The following is a 13952-nucleotide window of genomic DNA, read 5'->3' as shown; positions in this document are numbered from 1 at the left end:
CTTGGCGCGGAGCGGAGCCCCAGACTGGAAGGCGTGCCATGCGAATCGGAACCACCCTCGCTGCTTGCGGCCTCGCCGCGCTATCGCTCGGCGCGTGCGCCGCCCCCACGCCGCCGGGACAGCTCATCGCCGACCCGTACGAGAATGTGAACCGCGTCATGCACGGCTTCAACGTGGCGGCGGACCGCTTCGTGCTGCGGCCCGCGGCGCAGGTCTATGATGTCGCCACGCCGACGCTGTTCCAGCACATGCTCGGCAACTTCGTCGAGCATGTGCGGCTGCCGCTGATCTTCATCAACAACGTCCTTCAGGCCGACGTCGACGGCGCGCTTGAGACGGCGGGGCGGTTCGGCGTGAACACGCTCGTGGGGGCCGGCGGCCTGCTCGACCCGGCGACGGAGTTCGGTCTGCCGTTCGAGGACAACGGCTTCGGCGTGACGCTGGCCGAGTGGGGCGCCGAGGAGGGGGTTTTCGTCGTTCTGCCGGTGCTGGGGCCGGCGACGTCGCGCGACGCCTTCGGGCGCATCGGCAACATCGCCATGAACCCGCTGACCTACGTCACTTTCGGCGGCGGCACCGGGCAGATCGCGGCCGCGGTCGGCGAGTTCGTCGGCCCGGTGATCATTCTGCGCGACCAGAACTTCGAAATCATCGACAGCGTTCTGTACGACAGCGAGGACAGTTATGTGGCGACGCGCACGGGCTATGTGCTCAGCAGGCGCAACCGCATCGCCGACGGGGTTGTGGACGTCGAGGCGCTACCCGACGTTTTCGCGGAGTGACCGCGCCTCCGGCGCGACCAGCAGGAGACGACCAGGAATGCTCAACCGACGCATGTTCATCGTCGCCAGCGCGGCGTCCGCTTTCGCGCTGGACGCGGCGCGCGCGCTGGAGCCGGAGGCGGCCGAGGCCTTCGTGACCGAGCTCGCCGACGAAGTCATCGCCATCGTCAGGCGGACGAACTCTCCGGAGGAGCGGGCGCAGGCTTTCCTGAAGCTGTTCCGCGAGAACGCCGCGCTTCCCCAGATCGGCCGGTTCACCGCCGGGCTCGCCTGGCGGGAGATGTCGCAGGCGCAGCAGGAGGCCTATCTCGAGGCTTTCGAGCGCTACGCGGCGAACGCCTATGTCAGCCGCCTCGGCGAGTACTCGGGTCAGACCCTGATCGTGACCGGCTCCCAGGATGCGGGACAGCGCGGCGTGCTCGTGAACAGCCTGCTGAAGTCGCCCGGCGGGCAGGACATCCGCATCGACTGGCTGGTGACGGACCGCGGCGGCTCGACCCAGGTGGTCGACGTCGTGGGCGAGGGCGTTTCGCTGTCGATCTCCCAGCGCGAGGAGTTCGCCGCGATGCTTGAGAAGCGCGGCGGCGACATCGACCAGTTCATCGCCGATCTAGGGGCCTGACGGCGACATGGCCGCGGGGCGCAGGTTCACCGCCGGCGGGATGGCGCTGCGGATCGTCTTCGCTGTGTTGCTCGTCTTCGCGACCTTCAATCCGAGCGGCCATTCCTTCGCGCACTGGGCGCTGGGCGCCGCGCGCGACAACCTGCCGCTGGTCGCGCTGGCCGGCGTGACGCTGCTGATACTCTGGGCGATCTATCTGCGCGCGACTTTCCGCGCGCTCGGCGCGCTCGGGCTCGCGCTCGCGACGGCCTTCTTCGCGGCGTTCGTCTGGGTGCTGGCGGATGCGGGCGTTCTCACGCTCTCCGGCGGCGCCGCGATGGAGTGGGCCGCGCTCGCGGTCGCGGGCGTGGTGCTGGGCGTCGGCATGTCATGGTCTCACATCCGCGCGATGCTGAGCGGACAGGCCGACGTCGACGACGTTGCGGACTGACGCCGGGCCGAGGCCGAGGGAGATCGCCGATGCGCCTGCTTCCCCGCCTTCTGGAGCGCGCCGTCCGCAAAGGTCGGCTGGAGCTGACCGGACCGGGGGGCGAGGTCTGGCGTTTCGGCGACGGCGACGGCCCGCAGGCGGCGATCCGCATCCATGACGCCTCGCTGGACTGGCGCATCCCGCTGAACCCCGAGCTGAAGGCCGCCGAGGCGTTCATGGACGGGACGCTGACGATGGAGCGCGGCGACGTGCACGACCTCATGGAGGTCTTCTTCGTCAACAAGCGCGCCTTCGACCTCTCGCCCGGGCAGATCCTGTTCCGCACGCTGGCGCGCAGGGCGCGGCGCTTTCTCACCTACAACACGCTGAGCCGCGCGAGCGCCAACGCGAAGGCGCATTACGACATCGGCGACGACCTCTACCGCCTGATGCTCGACGCCGACATGCAGTATTCCTGCGCCTACTGGGCCGAGGGCGCGACGACGCTGGAGGAGGCGCAGACCGCCAAGAAGCGCCGCATCGCGGCCAAGCTTAACCTCAGCCCGGGCCAGCGCGTGCTCGACATCGGCTGCGGCTGGGGCGGCATGGCGCTCTATCTCGCCGCGGTCGCCGACGTCGAGGTGGTCGGCGTCACGCTCGCGGAGAACCAGCTCGCGGTCGCGCGCGCCCGCGCGGAGGCCGCCGGGCTCTCGGAGCGCGTGCGCTTCGAGCTGCGCGACTATCGCGAGGTGCGCGGGACGTACGACCGCGTCGTGTCGGTGGGGATGCTCGAGCATGTCGGCGTCGGCCAGCTTCAGCCCTATTTCCTCGGCGTCCGCGACAGGCTGGCGCCGGACGGGCTCGCGCTGATCCACTCGATCACGACCAAGTCGCCGCCCGGCGTGACCGGCCCCTTCATCCGCAGGCACATCTTCCCGGGCGGCTACAGCCCGTCGCTCTCCGAGACTGTCGCCGCCATCGAGAAGTCGGGGCTCTGGACGCTCGACGTGGAGATCTGGCGGCGTCACTACGCCCGCACCCTGCGCGCCTGGCGCGAGCGGTTCCTCGCCGCCCGCCCGCAGCTCGAAGGGCGCTACGAGGCGCGTTTTCTCAGGATGTGGGAGATCTACCTCGCCTCCTGCGAGGCGGTGTTCGAGCACGGCTCGTCGGCCGTGATGCACCTCCAGCTCGGCCGCCTGCGCGACGCGTGCCCGCTGACGCGCGGCTACGTCGCCGAGAACGAGGCGAGGCTGGCCGAGCGGGAAGGCGAGGCCCTGCCGCGCATCGCAGCGGCCACGGCAAGGGCTTTCGGCGAGACCGCCTGAGCCCGTCTGCGCCGCCTGGCTTCGCCCGCCGCCCTTTCGCCCGGGCGCGCCCGGTTGTAAGCAGGCGGTCCCCTGCAGGACGGAGCGGCGCGGCATGATCGACCTCAGCACACTCGCGGCGCGGCTCGTCGAAGCGGCCCTCAAGGCCGGCGCCGACGGCGCCGACGCGCTTGCGCTGCGCGGCGAGGAGACCTCGATCGCCGTGCGCGGCGGCGCCATCGAGGAGGCCGGGCGTTCTGAGGGCGTGGATTTCGGCGTGCGCGCCATCGTCGGGCGGCGGCAGGCCTGCGTCTCGGCGTCCGATCCGCGCGCGGAGACCATCCTCGCCATCGCCGAGCGGGCGGTGGCGATGGCGCGCGCGGCGCCGGACGATCCCTGGTGCGGCCTGCCCGACGCCGCGGCGCTCGGGCCCGCGCCCGACCCCGCGACGCTGGCGCTGATCGACGACGACCCGCAGCCCGATCCGGCTGCGCTCGAGCGGCTGGCGCTGGAGGCCGAGGCCGCGGCGCTCGGGGTCGAGGGCGTCTCGCAGGTCGAAAGCGCGCAGGCCTCCGTCAGCCGGACCGACCTTGCGCTCGCCGCCTCGAACGGCTTCAGCGGCGGCTACGGACGCACGACCTCGGGCTTCTCGGTCTCCGCCATCGCGTCGGGGCCGGGGGGCATGGAGGGCGACTACGACTACGCCGTGCGCCGCCGCTTCGCCGATCTGCCAGGGGCCGCCGGCGTCGGCCGCCGCGCCGCCGAGCGCGCCGTCGCCCGCCTCGGCGCCCGCAAGGCGCCCGCCGGGCCGGCGGTGGTGATCTTCGACCGCCGCGTGGCGCCGTCGCTGATCGGGCACCTGCTCGGCGCGGCGAACGGCGCCTCGGTGGCGCGGGGGTCGAGCTGGCTGCAGGGCCGTCTCGGCGAGGCGGTGCTGCCCGCCTGGGCCGATCTGCTGGAGGATCCGCTGCTGCCGGGCGGGCCGTCCTCCCGCCCCTTCGACGGCGAGGGCTTCGCCGCCCGCGCGCGCCCCATCGTGCAGGGCGGCGTGCTGGCGCGCTGGCTGCTCGACAGCGCCTCGGCGCGGCAGCTGGGGCTGGAGAGCACCGGCAACGCGCGGCGCGGCGTGGCGTCGGCGCCGTCGCCCGGCGCCACCAACGTTCGCCTGACCCCCGGCGCCGTCAGCCGCGAGGCGCTGATGGCCGAGGCGGGGCGCGGCCTGCTCGTGACGACCATGCTCGGCAGCAGCGTCAACCCCACCACCGGGGACTACAGCCGCGGCGCGGGCGGGTTCTGGTTCGAGAATGGCGAGATCGTCCACGCCGTCGCCGAGGCCACCATCGCAGGCGCCCTGCCGCGGATGCTGCCGACCATCGCCGCCGCCGACGATCCGGACCCGCACATGTCGCTGTCGGTTCCGAGCCTTCGGGTGGAGGGCCTCGTTGTCGCCTGATCATCCGGCGCCGGGCGCGGACCGCGCCCTGCTGGAGGAGGTCGCGCGCGAGGGCGGCGCCGTCGCCATGGACTTCTTCCGCCGCGACCCCCGGAAATGGGAGAAGCCGGGCGAGGCCGGGCCCGTCACCGAGGCCGATCTCGCCGTGGACGTCCTGGCGAAGTCGCGGCTGGAGGCGGCGCGGCCGGACTATGGCTGGCTGTCGGAGGAAACGCCGGACGACGCGGCGCGGCTCGCCAGCGAGACCGTCTTCATCGTGGACCCCATCGACGGCACGCGCGCCTTCATCGCCGGCGAAACCGGCTGGTGCGTCGCGCTGGCGGTCGCCCGCGCCGGGGTCGTCACCGCCGCGGCGGCGTGGTTTCCCGCGCTGGGTCAGCTCTACAGCGCCGCGCTGGGCGAGGGCGCGACGCGCGACGGCGCGGCCATCGGCCATTCCGGCCGCGGCGCGCTGGCGGGCGCGCGGGCGCTCTCGGGCGCGGCGCAGCTCGACCCGAAGCTCTGGCCGGGCGGCGCGCCGCCGGTGCGGCGCGCGTTCCGGCCCTCCCTCGTGCACCGCATGTGCCTCGTCGCCGACGGCGGCGCCGACGCGGTGATCACCCTGCGCGACGCCTGGGAGTGGGACGTCGCCGCCGGCGCGCTGATCGCCGCCGAGGCCGGCTGCGCGGTGAGCGACGGCGACGGCGCCGCGCTGCGCTTCAACGCGCCCGGCGCGCGCTCCAGGGGGCTGATCGCCGCCCCGCCGGCGCTGCACGGCGCGTTGCTCGCGCTTCGGCGTCCGCCGGCGGCCTGACGCGCGGCCGGGCAGGGGCGCGGCGAAGCTGAGGCGCGGCGGGGCAGGGGCGCCCTGACGCGTTGACCGCGCGCCGCCCGCGCTTAGGGTGCGGCGCACCATCACCGCAGCGGCGTCGTGCCGCTCGCGCAGCGCCGGAGATCGTCCATGGCCGACCAAGCGCCGACCCTGCTGCACCTCGTGTTCGGCGGCGAGCTCAAGAATCCGCAGTCCACCGAGTTCGTCGATCCGTCGGCCATCGACATCGTGGGGCTGTTCCCGAACTACGCAAGCGCCCACGCCGCCTGGAAGGCCGCCGCTCAGCGTACGGTGGACAGCGCGCAGACCCGCTACTTCATCGCCCACCTGCACCGCCTGCTCGACGAGGAGACGCCGGCCGGGCCCACCGAAGCGCAGCGCTGACGCCCATGGACCTGCGGCCGAGGGCGCTGTTCGGAGCGTTCGGGCGCGAGGCGGCCGGCGCGCTGGCGTGGGGCTACATCACGCTCTGCTGGCGCACGACGCGCTGGCGCGTCGAACGGGCGCCGGGCGTCGAGGCGGCGCTCGCGGGCGCCGAGGGCTTTCTGGTGGCCGTCTGGCATAACCGCCTCGCCTTCTCCGCCCTCGCCGCGCCGGAGGGTAGGCGGAGCTGGGCGATGATCTCCGCGAACCGGGACGGCGACGTGATCGCCGCGCTCACGCGGCGCTTCGGCGTCTCGCTGATCCGGGGCTCCAGCGCCGATCCGGGCAAGCCGGGCAAGGACAAGCAGGGCAGGGCGGCGGCGGTCGCCACGGTCCGCGCGGTGCGGGAGGGCGGCGTCGTGGCCATCGCGGTGGACGGGCCGCGCGGCCCGCGGCTGCGCGTGAAGCCGGGCGTCGCGGCGCTCTCCGCGCTGACCTCGGCGCAGGTGGTGCCGTTCGCGATCTCGACGCGTCGCGGCCGCCGGGCTGGCAGCTGGGACGGCTTCCTGATCCCCGTCCCCTTCGACCGTGGCGTGATGCTGGCGGGAGAGCCGATCGCGCCGCGGGGCGCGGGGCCGGAAGCGGTCGCGGCGCATCGCGCGGCCGTCGAGGCGGCTCTGACGGCGCTGACCCTGCGCGCCGACGCGCTTGTCGGGCGCGAGCCCGAACCGGCGGCGGACGACCGCGGGGCCTGGGACGAAGGCGGGCTCGACGACCGCCCCGACGCCCGGCCCGACGCAAAGTGACCCTGTCGCCCGCGCTGAGCCTCTATCTTGCCGCCTCGCGCATGGCGGCGCCGCTGGCGCGGCTGTTGCTCGCGCGGCGCGCGGCGCGCGGCAAGGAGGACGCGGCGCGTCTCGGCGAGCGCATGGGCCGCGCCTCCGCAGAGCGACCCGAGGGCCCGCTCGTCTGGGTGCACGGCGCGAGCGTCGGCGAGGGGCTGGCCGCGCTGACGCTCATCGAGGCGATGGCGGCGCGGCGGCCCGACCTCGCCTTCCTGCTCACGACGGGCACGCGCGCGAGCGCGCAGGCGCTGGGCCCGAGGCTGCCGAAGTCGGTCGTCCACCAGTTCGCGCCGGTGGACGTCTGGCCCTTTCTGCAGCGTTTTCTGGCCCACTGGCGGCCCTGTCTCGCGGTGCGGATCGACAGCGAGCTCTGGCCCGCGACGCTGGTCGCGGCCGAGCGCGCCGGCGCGAAGGTCGCGCTGGCGAACGCGCGTCTCTCGGAACGTTCGGCGGCGCGATGGGGGCGGGCGCCCGGCTTGGCGCGGGCGATGATGGCGCGCGTGTCGCTGGCGCTCGCCCAAGACGCGCCCAGCGCCGAGCGCCTGACGAGGCTCGGCGCGAGGCTCGATCGGGTGGTCGTCGCAGGTCCGCTCAAGTCGTCGGCCTCGCCGCCGGAGGCCGACGACGAGGCCTTGCGGGCGCTGCGCGACGCGCTCGCCGGACGGCCGGTCTGGGCCGCCGTCAGCACGCATCCCGGCGAGGAGGCCGCGGCGATCGCGGCGCACCTCGCCGCCTGCGGCCGCCTGCCCGGCCTGCTGACCCTCGTCGCGCCGCGCCATGCCGAGCGGGGCGGCGCCATCGCCGCAGAGGCCGCCGCTGCCATGCTCGCCGTCGCGCGTCGATCCATCGGTGAGACGCCCGCGCCGGATACGGCGCTCTACGTCGCCGACACGTTCGGCGAGATGGGGCTGTGGCTGCGGCTCGCGCCCTTCGTTTTCGTCGGCGGCTCGCTGACGCCTGTCGGAGGCCACAACCCGTACGAGCCGGCGTCGCTCGGGGCGCTGGTGGCGCATGGACCCCATGTCGCGAATTTCGCTGACGCCTACGCCGCGCTGGGGGCCTGCGCCCGCGCCGTCGATGGCGCCGCGACGATCGCGGCGGCCCTGACGCAGGCCGTTCAGCCCGGCGGCGGGCTGGCGCCGGCGGCCGCCGCGGACGCCGCCGCCGGGCGGCTCGCGCTTGCGCCGGACCCTGGCGTGGCTGCGCGCATGGCGGAGGCCCTCGCGGCGCTTGCGCCGCCGCCGCCGCCGGCCGGAGCGGCGACGTGATGCGCGCCCCGGCGTTCTGGAGCCGGCCGCCCGGCTCGCCCGGCCCGGCCGCGCTGGCGCTCTGGCCGCTGTCGCTCGTCTGGCGGCTGGCGACGGCGCTGCGCTGGCGGCTGATCCGGGCCGAGAAGGCGGCGATACCCGTCGTCTGCGTCGGCAACCTTACCGCCGGCGGCGCCGGCAAGACGCCCACCACCATCGCGCTGGCGCAGGCGCTCGCCGGGCGCGGCGTCGCCGTCCATGTCGTCAGCCGCGGCCATGGCGGCGCCGCGCGCGGCCCGCGGCGGGTGGACCCGCTGGCCGACGCCGCGTCGGAGGTGGGCGACGAGCCCCTGCTGCTCGCGCTCTGGGCGCCGACATGGGTCTCGCGCGACCGCGCCGCCGGCGTGCGCGCGGCGGCGCGCGCCGGCGCGCGCCTCGCGCTGCTGGACGACGGTTTCCAGAACCCGCGGCTGCGCAAGGATCTGTCCATCGTGGTGGTGGACGCCGGGGCCGGCTTCGGCAACGGCCGCGTGATCCCCGCCGGCCCCCTTCGCGAGCCCGTCGCGGCCGGACTGGCGCGCGCCGACGCCGCGATCCTGATCGGCGACGGCGCTGAGGCGGCGCGGACCCTGGGCGACTGGCCTGCGCTCGCGCGGCTCGCGCCGCTGCGCGCGCGGCTGGAGCCGCTCGCCGCCGCCATGCCGCTGGACGGCGCCGACGTCGTCGCCTTCGCCGGTATCGGTCGCCCCGAGAAGTTCTTCCGGACCCTCCGCGCGCTCGGCGCGCGCCTCGTCGCGACTCACGCCTTTCCGGACCACGCGCCCTACGCGCCGCGCATCCTGCGCCGCATGATCGAGGAGGCGCGCGCCGCCGACGCGATGCTGGTGACGACCGAGAAGGACGCCGCGCGGCTGTCGGCCGCCTGCCGCTCTCAGGTTCTGGCTCTGCCGGTGCGGTTGTCGTTCGACAATGCGGCGGCCTTCGAGGCGCTCATAGACAGGATCGCCGCGCTTTCCTCGCAGTCGTGAGGCGGCGCGCCGCAGGGGTCTGGCTTCTCGCCGGCCCTCTCCGCGCCGGGGGGGGCCAGCGCGGCCCGAATCGCCGCGAGGCCGCCGCGCAGTTCGGCGGCGGTCTCCGCGGCGCCGCGGCCCGAGACCCGGGCCATCGTCGCGCACACTGCTTCTGCGTCGCCATGGAGCGCGGAGAGCGCCGCGTCGCGAGTCTCGCGCCCGGCCTCGGTCACGAAGATCTGCTTGCCGCGGCCGTCGCGCGGGTCCGGGCGCATGGCGAGGCACTTCATCCGGGCGAGGCTGGCGAGCGTGTTCGTCAGGCTCGCCTTGGGAATGCCCAGCGCGCGCGCCACGCGCATCGGCGTGGCGCCGGCGGCGCGGTCGCACAGATGATCGAGCACGATGAAGGTCGAGAGCGAGAGGCCCCTTGGCAGCAGGTTCTCGGCGTAGGCGCGGCTCATCTGCGCTGTCGCCGAGAGTTCGACGAGGATCTCGCGGATCGGGCAGGATCCATGTTCGGCGCCGCCGCCATGGGCTCGCTCGCCCGCGACCGAGGCTGTCAGTGGCTTGGCTGGTGCGCTCATGCTTCGGCTCCGAATATGATCCAGTTCCGAACTTGACCACCCCGCTCCGCCACCCGCCTTGATCGAAGTCAATCCTATCGGTTCATCCCCGAGCCCGTCCTCACCACCAGGCGCCGGGACGGGGGCGCGCGCCGGCCGCGTTCTCCAGCGCGCAGGCGTCGTTCAGCAGCGCCGCCTCGCCCCAGGGCTGGCCGATGAGCTGGAGGCCGAGGGGCAGCCCAGCCTCGTTCATCCCCGCCGGCACCGAGATCGCAGGCAGCCCCGCGAGGTTCACCGTCACGGTGAACACGTCGTTGAGATACATCGCCACCGGGTCGTCCCCGCCCACCTCGCCGAGCGCGAAGGCGGCCGAGGGCGTCGCAGGCGTCAGGATCGCGTCGACGCCGGCGTCGAACGCCTGCTCGAAATCGCGCCGGATGAGCGTGCGGACCTTCTGTGCGCGCAGGTAATAGGCGTCGTAGTAGCCCGCGCTGAGCACATAGGCGCCGATCATCACGCGCCGCTTGACCTCCGCCCCGAAACCTTCGGCGCGGCTGCGCTCGTAGAGGTCCGTCATGTCGTCGCCGGGCTGCAGTTCGGCCCGTAGCCCGTAGCGCACGCCGTCGTAGCGGGCGAGGTTCGACGAGGCCTCCGCCGGCGCGATGATGTAGTAGGCGGGCAGGGCGTATTTCGTATGGGGCAGCGAGATGTCGACGATCTCCGCCCCCGCGTCGGCGAGCATGGCGCGGCCCTTCGCCCACAGCGCCTCGATCTCCGCCGGCATCCCGTCGAGCCGGTACTCCTTCGGCACGCCGATGCGCCGGCCGCGGACGTCGCCGGTCAGCGCCGCCTCGAAGTCGGGCACGGGGATGGGCGCGGAGGTGCTGTCCTTCGCGTCCTCACCGGCGATGGCCTGCAGCATGATCGCGGCGTCTCGCACCGTCTTGGTCATCGGGCCGGCCTGGTCGAGCGAGGAGGCGAAGGCGACGACCCCCCAGCGCGAGCAGCGGCCATAGGTCGGCTTCAAGCCGACGATGCCGGTGAAGGCGGCCGGCTGGCGGATCGAGCCGCCGGTGTCCGTGCCGGTGGCGGCGAGGCAGAGGTCGGCGCTCACCGCCGCCGCGGAGCCGCCGGAGGAGCCGCCTGGCGTCAAGGGGCGATTGTCGCCGCGGCGCCGCCAGGGCGAGGCGACGGGGCCGTAGGCGGAGGTCTCGTTGGACGAGCCCATGGCGAACTCGTCCATGTTGAGCTTGCCGAGCATCACGGCGCCGTCGTCCCACAGCCTGCGGGTGACGGTGCTCTCGTAGGGCGGCTTGAACCCGCGCAGGATGTCGGAGGCCGCCTGGGCGCGGACGCCTTCGGTGCAGAACAGATCCTTGATCCCCACCGGCACGCCGCACATCGCCGGCGCGTCGCCGGCCTTCAGCCTCGCGTCGGCGGCGTCGGCCATGGCCAGCGCCTTCTCTGGCGTCTTGGTGACGAAGGCGTTGAGCGCGTCGGCGGCGTCGATGGCCGTGATGCACGCGTCTGTGATTTCGCGCGCGGAAAAATCGCCGCGGCGCAGGCCGTCGCGCGCCTCGGCGATGGTGAGGGCGTTGAGCGCGGTCATTCCACCACCTTCGGCACGGCGAAGAAGCCTCCGCGGGTGAGCGGCGCGTTGGCTAGCACGGCGTCGCGGGCGTCGCCCTCGGTCACGACGTCCTCGCGCATCCTGAGCGCCATGGGGGTGACGGAGGTCATCGGCTCGACGCCGTCGACGTTCACCTCCGCGAGCTGCTCGGCGAAGGCCAGGATGCGCGAGAGTTCCTGCGCCATCGGCGCGAGATGGTCCTCGTCCACGCGGATGCGCGCCAGATGCGCTACGCGCCGCACCGTCGCCTTGTCGACCGCCATGCCGTTCCCCCGAAACCTGAGACGGTCGAGGGGTTAGCCCGCCGGAGCCTGTTTCGCAACGGGCGCCGCGCCATGGCCGATCCAGGCGAAGAGCAGCGTGCCCAGCACGCAGCCGTTCAGGATGTGCCACATGAAATGCGTGCCGGTCGGGAAGCCCTCGCACACCGCCATGTCGAGCGAGCGGAACGTGAGCGAGGCGGTGAAGAGCGCCGTCGCTCCGAGCAGCCGCCAGCCGACGCGGTGGCGCCGCGCCAGCAGGAGCGCGCCGCACATTCCCAGCGCGACGAGCGCCGGCAGATAGCCGACGGCGGGCTGCAGCGCGTCCGGCAGCGCGCCGCCCGCCGCCGCCCGCAGGCCCGTTGCGAAGAACAGGAACCCCGCCGCCAGCGCCACAGCCTCCGCCGCGCGCGCGCCGAAGAAGCGCCAGATCGAAAGGCCGAAATAGGTGACGATGAACAGCAGGATCGGGATGACGTCGGCCGCACCCGCCCACCGCTGGGCGAACGTGTGAAACAGCGTCGAGCCGACGCCTATCGCCGCCGTCAGGCCGATGAGCGTCCACATCGGCCAGTCGAGCCGACCCCGCGCCTTCGCCGCCCGCCATGCCAGCCAGGCCGCCACGAGGAAGGCGGCGTTGGTTACGGCGTTCAGCGGCTCGGCGAGAAGTCCCGGCCCCAGCCTTTCGCAGTAGATGTCAACCGGGGCGGTCCAGTTCATCGCGGTCTCCGCTCAGTTCGGCCGGCGGCGGCCCGCCCGGCCGCCGGCCCAAGCATCATAGCCGCGTCTTCGCGCCCGCCAACCGCCCAGGCTACACGGCTGCGTCAGAGACGGCGGCCTCGGCCGCCGCATCGGGATCAAGGGCGGCGAGCATGTCGGCGAAACGCGCGCCCTGCACGGCCACATGGCCGCGCATGGCGGCCGCCGCCGCCTCTCCGTCGGCTGCCTCGATGGCGGCCACGATGGCGTCATGCTCGGCCAGCGACGCGGCGATGCGGTCGCGCGCGCGCAGCTGGTGCCGCCGATGGGCGCGCAGCCGGCGTTGGAGCGCGCCCGCCTGTTCGACGAGGAAATCCTGCCGCGACGCGGCGCGGATGGCTTCGTGGAACGCCTCGTTCTCATAATAGTAGGCGTCGACGTCGCCCGTCCGCGCCGCCGAGGCGCAGAGCTCATGCGTGCGCCGGATCGCCGCCAGGGAGCGCCCGCCCGCCCTGCGCGCGGCATGGCGGGCGCACATCGCCTCAAGTTCGGCCATCACCTCGAACATCTCGATCAGCCGCCGCGGCGTCAGCGCGGCGACCACGGCGCCCCGTCTCGGGCGGATCACCACGAGCCCCGCCTCGCCGAGCTGGGCCAGCGCCTCGCGCACCGGGGTGCGGGACACGCCGAAACGCTCGGCCAGCGCGGTCTCCTCCAGCCGCGCGCCGGGGGCGAAGGCGCCGGTGAGGACGAGCTCCTCCAGCCTGTCGCGCAGGGTGCGAGTCGTGCAACGCGCGCCAGAAACTTCCTTCATGTGCATGACAATAGACGAGTTTTGGACTTCTGCATACAGAATGATTGACTGTGTGCGCATTCTGCGCTGTTGTCGCAGGGTCGTTACGCGGGGCGCTCAGACCCTGCGGTCAACCGGGAGAAACGTCATGAATCGCACTCTTGTCGGCGCCGCCGTCGCCGCAATCGCAGCTTTCGGCGCTGCATTCGCCGGCGCCGCTGAACTGCGCCTCAGCCACCAGTGGTCCACGAGCGACGTGCGCCACAAGGTCGCCCAGATCGTCGCCGACCATGTCGCGGCGGCTGACGTCGATCTTGAAATCCGCATCTTCCCCAGCCAGTCGCTGTTCAAGGCGAGCGAGCAGTACCGCCCCCTCAGCCGCGGCCAGCTCGACATGACCGTGCTGCCGCTCTCCTACGCAGGCGGCGAGCGACCGGCCTACAACCTCACGCTGATGCCGGGCCTCGTGAAGAACCACGACCACGCCGCGCGCCTCAACGAGTCGCCGTTCATGGACGCGATCGGCGAGATCATGGCCGAAGACGACGTGATGGTGCTGGTGGACGGCTATCTCGCGGGCGGTTTCGCCGGCAAGGACGGCTGCATCACCAAGCCCGAGGACATCGCCGGCCTGCAGACCCGCGCCGCCGGCAAGGCCTTTGAGCAGATGCTGGCGGGCGCCGGCGCGTCGATCGCCTCGATGGCGTCGTCGGAGGTCTACAACGCGATGCAGACCGGCGTTCTCCAGGCGGTGAACACCTCGTCCTCCTCCTTCGTGAGCTTCCGCCTCTATGAGCAGGTGGCGTGCTACACCCCCGCCGGGGATGTCGCGCTGTGGTTCATGTATCAACCCGTGCTGATGAACAAGTCGACCTTCGACGGCCTGACCGCCGAACAGCAGGCCGCGCTGCGCGCAGGCGCCGCCAAGGCCGAGGCGTTCTATCTCGAAGAGGCCAAGAAGGAGGACGCAGCCTCTGTCGAGGTGTTCCGCAAGAACGGCGTCGAGATCGCGCAGATGACCAGCGAGGACTTCGACGCCTGGCGCGAGCTTGCAAAACAGACGTCCTACAAGGCGTTCGTCGAGAGCACGCCCGACGGGCAGAAACTGCTCGACCTCGCGCTTTCGGTCGAGTGACGCGGTGAGGGACGCGGTGAGGGACT

Annotated in this window: 16 protein-coding genes; 11 read left to right on the top strand and 5 right to left on the bottom strand. The window is 73.3% G+C overall.

Annotation, left to right across the window (positions count from 1 at the left end; all coding sequences use genetic code 11):
* Positions 1-38 precede the first annotated feature (38 nt).
* The 10 genes from BLW43_RS05595 (at position 39) to lpxK (ending at position 8864) form a co-directional block, all read left to right on the top strand.
* Entirely contained in the window at positions 39-782 is a 744-nt protein-coding gene (locus BLW43_RS05595; protein WP_175478773.1) for an MlaA family lipoprotein, read from the top strand.
* Between the two features lie 37 nt (positions 783-819).
* Positions 820-1404 carry an MlaC/ttg2D family ABC transporter substrate-binding protein gene (locus tag BLW43_RS05590; protein WP_175478772.1) on the top strand — a complete coding sequence of 195 codons (585 nt, stop codon included), beginning with the start codon at positions 820-822 and terminating at the stop codon, positions 1402-1404.
* Positions 1405-1411: 7 nt separating this feature from the next.
* A complete protein-coding gene (locus BLW43_RS05585) occupies positions 1412-1834 on the top strand; it encodes a DUF6524 family protein (protein WP_245730937.1) in 423 nt (140 codons plus the stop codon).
* Between the two features lie 29 nt (positions 1835-1863).
* Positions 1864-3138 (top strand): SAM-dependent methyltransferase, encoded by a 1275-nt coding sequence (locus tag BLW43_RS05580; RefSeq protein ID WP_093250131.1) that lies wholly within the window; start codon positions 1864-1866, stop codon positions 3136-3138.
* A gap of 94 nt (positions 3139-3232) precedes the next feature.
* On the top strand, positions 3233-4570 hold the full coding sequence (locus BLW43_RS23885; RefSeq protein ID WP_093250129.1) for a TldD/PmbA family protein: 1338 nt from the start codon (positions 3233-3235) through the stop codon (positions 4568-4570).
* A complete protein-coding gene (locus BLW43_RS05570; RefSeq protein ID WP_281243474.1) occupies positions 4560-5363 on the top strand; it encodes an inositol monophosphatase family protein in 804 nt (267 codons plus the stop codon). Before BLW43_RS23885 ends, BLW43_RS05570 begins: the two co-directional genes overlap by 11 nt.
* Positions 5364-5510: 147 nt before the next feature.
* Positions 5511-5765, top strand: coding sequence for a DUF4170 domain-containing protein (locus BLW43_RS05565; RefSeq protein ID WP_093250128.1), 255 nt, complete (start codon positions 5511-5513; stop codon positions 5763-5765).
* A 5-nt stretch (positions 5766-5770) separates the two neighbouring features.
* Positions 5771-6550 (top strand): lysophospholipid acyltransferase family protein, encoded by a 780-nt coding sequence (locus tag BLW43_RS05560; RefSeq protein WP_093250126.1) that lies wholly within the window; start codon positions 5771-5773, stop codon positions 6548-6550.
* A complete protein-coding gene (locus BLW43_RS05555) occupies positions 6547-7857 on the top strand; it encodes a 3-deoxy-D-manno-octulosonic acid transferase (protein ID WP_093250124.1) in 1311 nt (436 codons plus the stop codon). Before BLW43_RS05560 ends, BLW43_RS05555 begins: the two co-directional genes overlap by 4 nt.
* The gene (gene lpxK, locus BLW43_RS05550) at positions 7857-8864 is read left to right on the top strand and encodes a tetraacyldisaccharide 4'-kinase (RefSeq protein ID WP_093250121.1); all 1008 of its coding nucleotides are present in this window, start codon (positions 7857-7859) and stop codon (positions 8862-8864) included. The genes BLW43_RS05555 and lpxK overlap by 1 nt, the downstream gene beginning before the upstream one ends.
* On the opposite strand, the gene BLW43_RS05545 is transcribed toward lpxK, so the two are convergent.
* The 5 genes from BLW43_RS05545 to BLW43_RS05525 all read right to left on the bottom strand — a co-directional run bounded on the left by BLW43_RS05545 (position 8768) and on the right by BLW43_RS05525 (position 12812).
* Positions 8768-9430 carry a MarR family winged helix-turn-helix transcriptional regulator gene (locus BLW43_RS05545; RefSeq protein ID WP_093250119.1) on the bottom strand — a complete coding sequence of 221 codons (663 nt, stop codon included), beginning with the start codon at positions 9428-9430 and terminating at the stop codon, positions 8768-8770. The genes lpxK and BLW43_RS05545 overlap by 97 nt on opposite strands.
* Positions 9431-9530: 100 nt before the next feature.
* Positions 9531-11018 (bottom strand): Asp-tRNA(Asn)/Glu-tRNA(Gln) amidotransferase subunit GatA, encoded by a 1488-nt coding sequence (gene gatA / locus BLW43_RS05540; protein WP_093250116.1) that lies wholly within the window; start codon positions 11016-11018, stop codon positions 9531-9533.
* On the bottom strand, positions 11015-11302 hold the full coding sequence (gene gatC, locus BLW43_RS05535) for an Asp-tRNA(Asn)/Glu-tRNA(Gln) amidotransferase subunit GatC (protein WP_093250112.1): 288 nt from the start codon (positions 11300-11302) through the stop codon (positions 11015-11017). The genes gatA and gatC overlap by 4 nt, the downstream gene beginning before the upstream one ends.
* A gap of 33 nt (positions 11303-11335) precedes the next feature.
* Positions 11336-12019, bottom strand: a complete 684-nt coding sequence (locus BLW43_RS05530) for a hypothetical protein (protein ID WP_093250104.1) — start codon at positions 12017-12019, stop codon at positions 11336-11338.
* 91 nt (positions 12020-12110) lie between these two features.
* The gene (locus BLW43_RS05525; protein WP_093251515.1) at positions 12111-12812 is read right to left on the bottom strand and encodes a GntR family transcriptional regulator; all 702 of its coding nucleotides are present in this window, start codon (positions 12810-12812) and stop codon (positions 12111-12113) included.
* A gap of 127 nt (positions 12813-12939) precedes the next feature.
* Here BLW43_RS05525 and dctP point away from each other — a divergent pair, with 127 nt between their 5' ends.
* Entirely contained in the window at positions 12940-13926 is a 987-nt protein-coding gene (dctP, locus tag BLW43_RS05520) for a TRAP transporter substrate-binding protein DctP (RefSeq protein ID WP_093250101.1), read from the top strand.
* Positions 13927-13952 lie beyond the last annotated feature (26 nt).

It is taken from the genome of Rubrimonas cliftonensis, from assembly GCF_900107585.1.
GTDB lineage: Bacteria > Pseudomonadota > Alphaproteobacteria > Rhodobacterales > Rhodobacteraceae > Rubrimonas > Rubrimonas cliftonensis.
Note: the sequence above shows the minus strand (reverse complement) of the source record. Positions and strands in the feature narration are given on the sequence as shown.

What these genes read in the sequence shown, in the direction of transcription:
- BLW43_RS05595 (WP_175478773.1), top strand. Translation starts at nt 39, where the DNA reads ATGCGAATCGGAACCACCCTCGCTGCTTGCGGCCTCGCCGCGCTATCG.
- BLW43_RS05590 (WP_175478772.1), top strand. Translation starts at nt 820, where the DNA reads ATGCTCAACCGACGCATGTTCATCGTCGCCAGCGCGGCGTCCGCTTTC.
- BLW43_RS05585 (WP_245730937.1), top strand. Translation starts at nt 1,412, where the DNA reads ATGGCCGCGGGGCGCAGGTTCACCGCCGGCGGGATGGCGCTGCGGATC.
- BLW43_RS05580 (WP_093250131.1), top strand. Translation starts at nt 1,864, where the DNA reads ATGCGCCTGCTTCCCCGCCTTCTGGAGCGCGCCGTCCGCAAAGGTCGG.
- BLW43_RS23885 (WP_093250129.1), top strand. Translation starts at nt 3,233, where the DNA reads ATGATCGACCTCAGCACACTCGCGGCGCGGCTCGTCGAAGCGGCCCTC.
- BLW43_RS05565 (WP_093250128.1), top strand. Translation starts at nt 5,511, where the DNA reads ATGGCCGACCAAGCGCCGACCCTGCTGCACCTCGTGTTCGGCGGCGAG.
- BLW43_RS05560 (WP_093250126.1), top strand. Translation starts at nt 5,771, where the DNA reads ATGGACCTGCGGCCGAGGGCGCTGTTCGGAGCGTTCGGGCGCGAGGCG.
- lpxK (WP_093250121.1), top strand. Translation starts at nt 7,857, where the DNA reads ATGCGCGCCCCGGCGTTCTGGAGCCGGCCGCCCGGCTCGCCCGGCCCG.
- BLW43_RS05545 (WP_093250119.1), bottom strand. Translation starts at nt 9,430, where the DNA reads ATGAGCGCACCAGCCAAGCCACTGACAGCCTCGGTCGCGGGCGAGCGA.
- gatA (WP_093250116.1), bottom strand. Translation starts at nt 11,018, where the DNA reads ATGACCGCGCTCAACGCCCTCACCATCGCCGAGGCGCGCGACGGCCTG.
- gatC (WP_093250112.1), bottom strand. Translation starts at nt 11,302, where the DNA reads ATGGCGGTCGACAAGGCGACGGTGCGGCGCGTAGCGCATCTGGCGCGC.
- BLW43_RS05530 (WP_093250104.1), bottom strand. Translation starts at nt 12,019, where the DNA reads ATGAACTGGACCGCCCCGGTTGACATCTACTGCGAAAGGCTGGGGCCG.
- BLW43_RS05525 (WP_093251515.1), bottom strand. Translation starts at nt 12,812, where the DNA reads ATGAAGGAAGTTTCTGGCGCGCGTTGCACGACTCGCACCCTGCGCGAC.
- dctP (WP_093250101.1), top strand. Translation starts at nt 12,940, where the DNA reads ATGAATCGCACTCTTGTCGGCGCCGCCGTCGCCGCAATCGCAGCTTTC.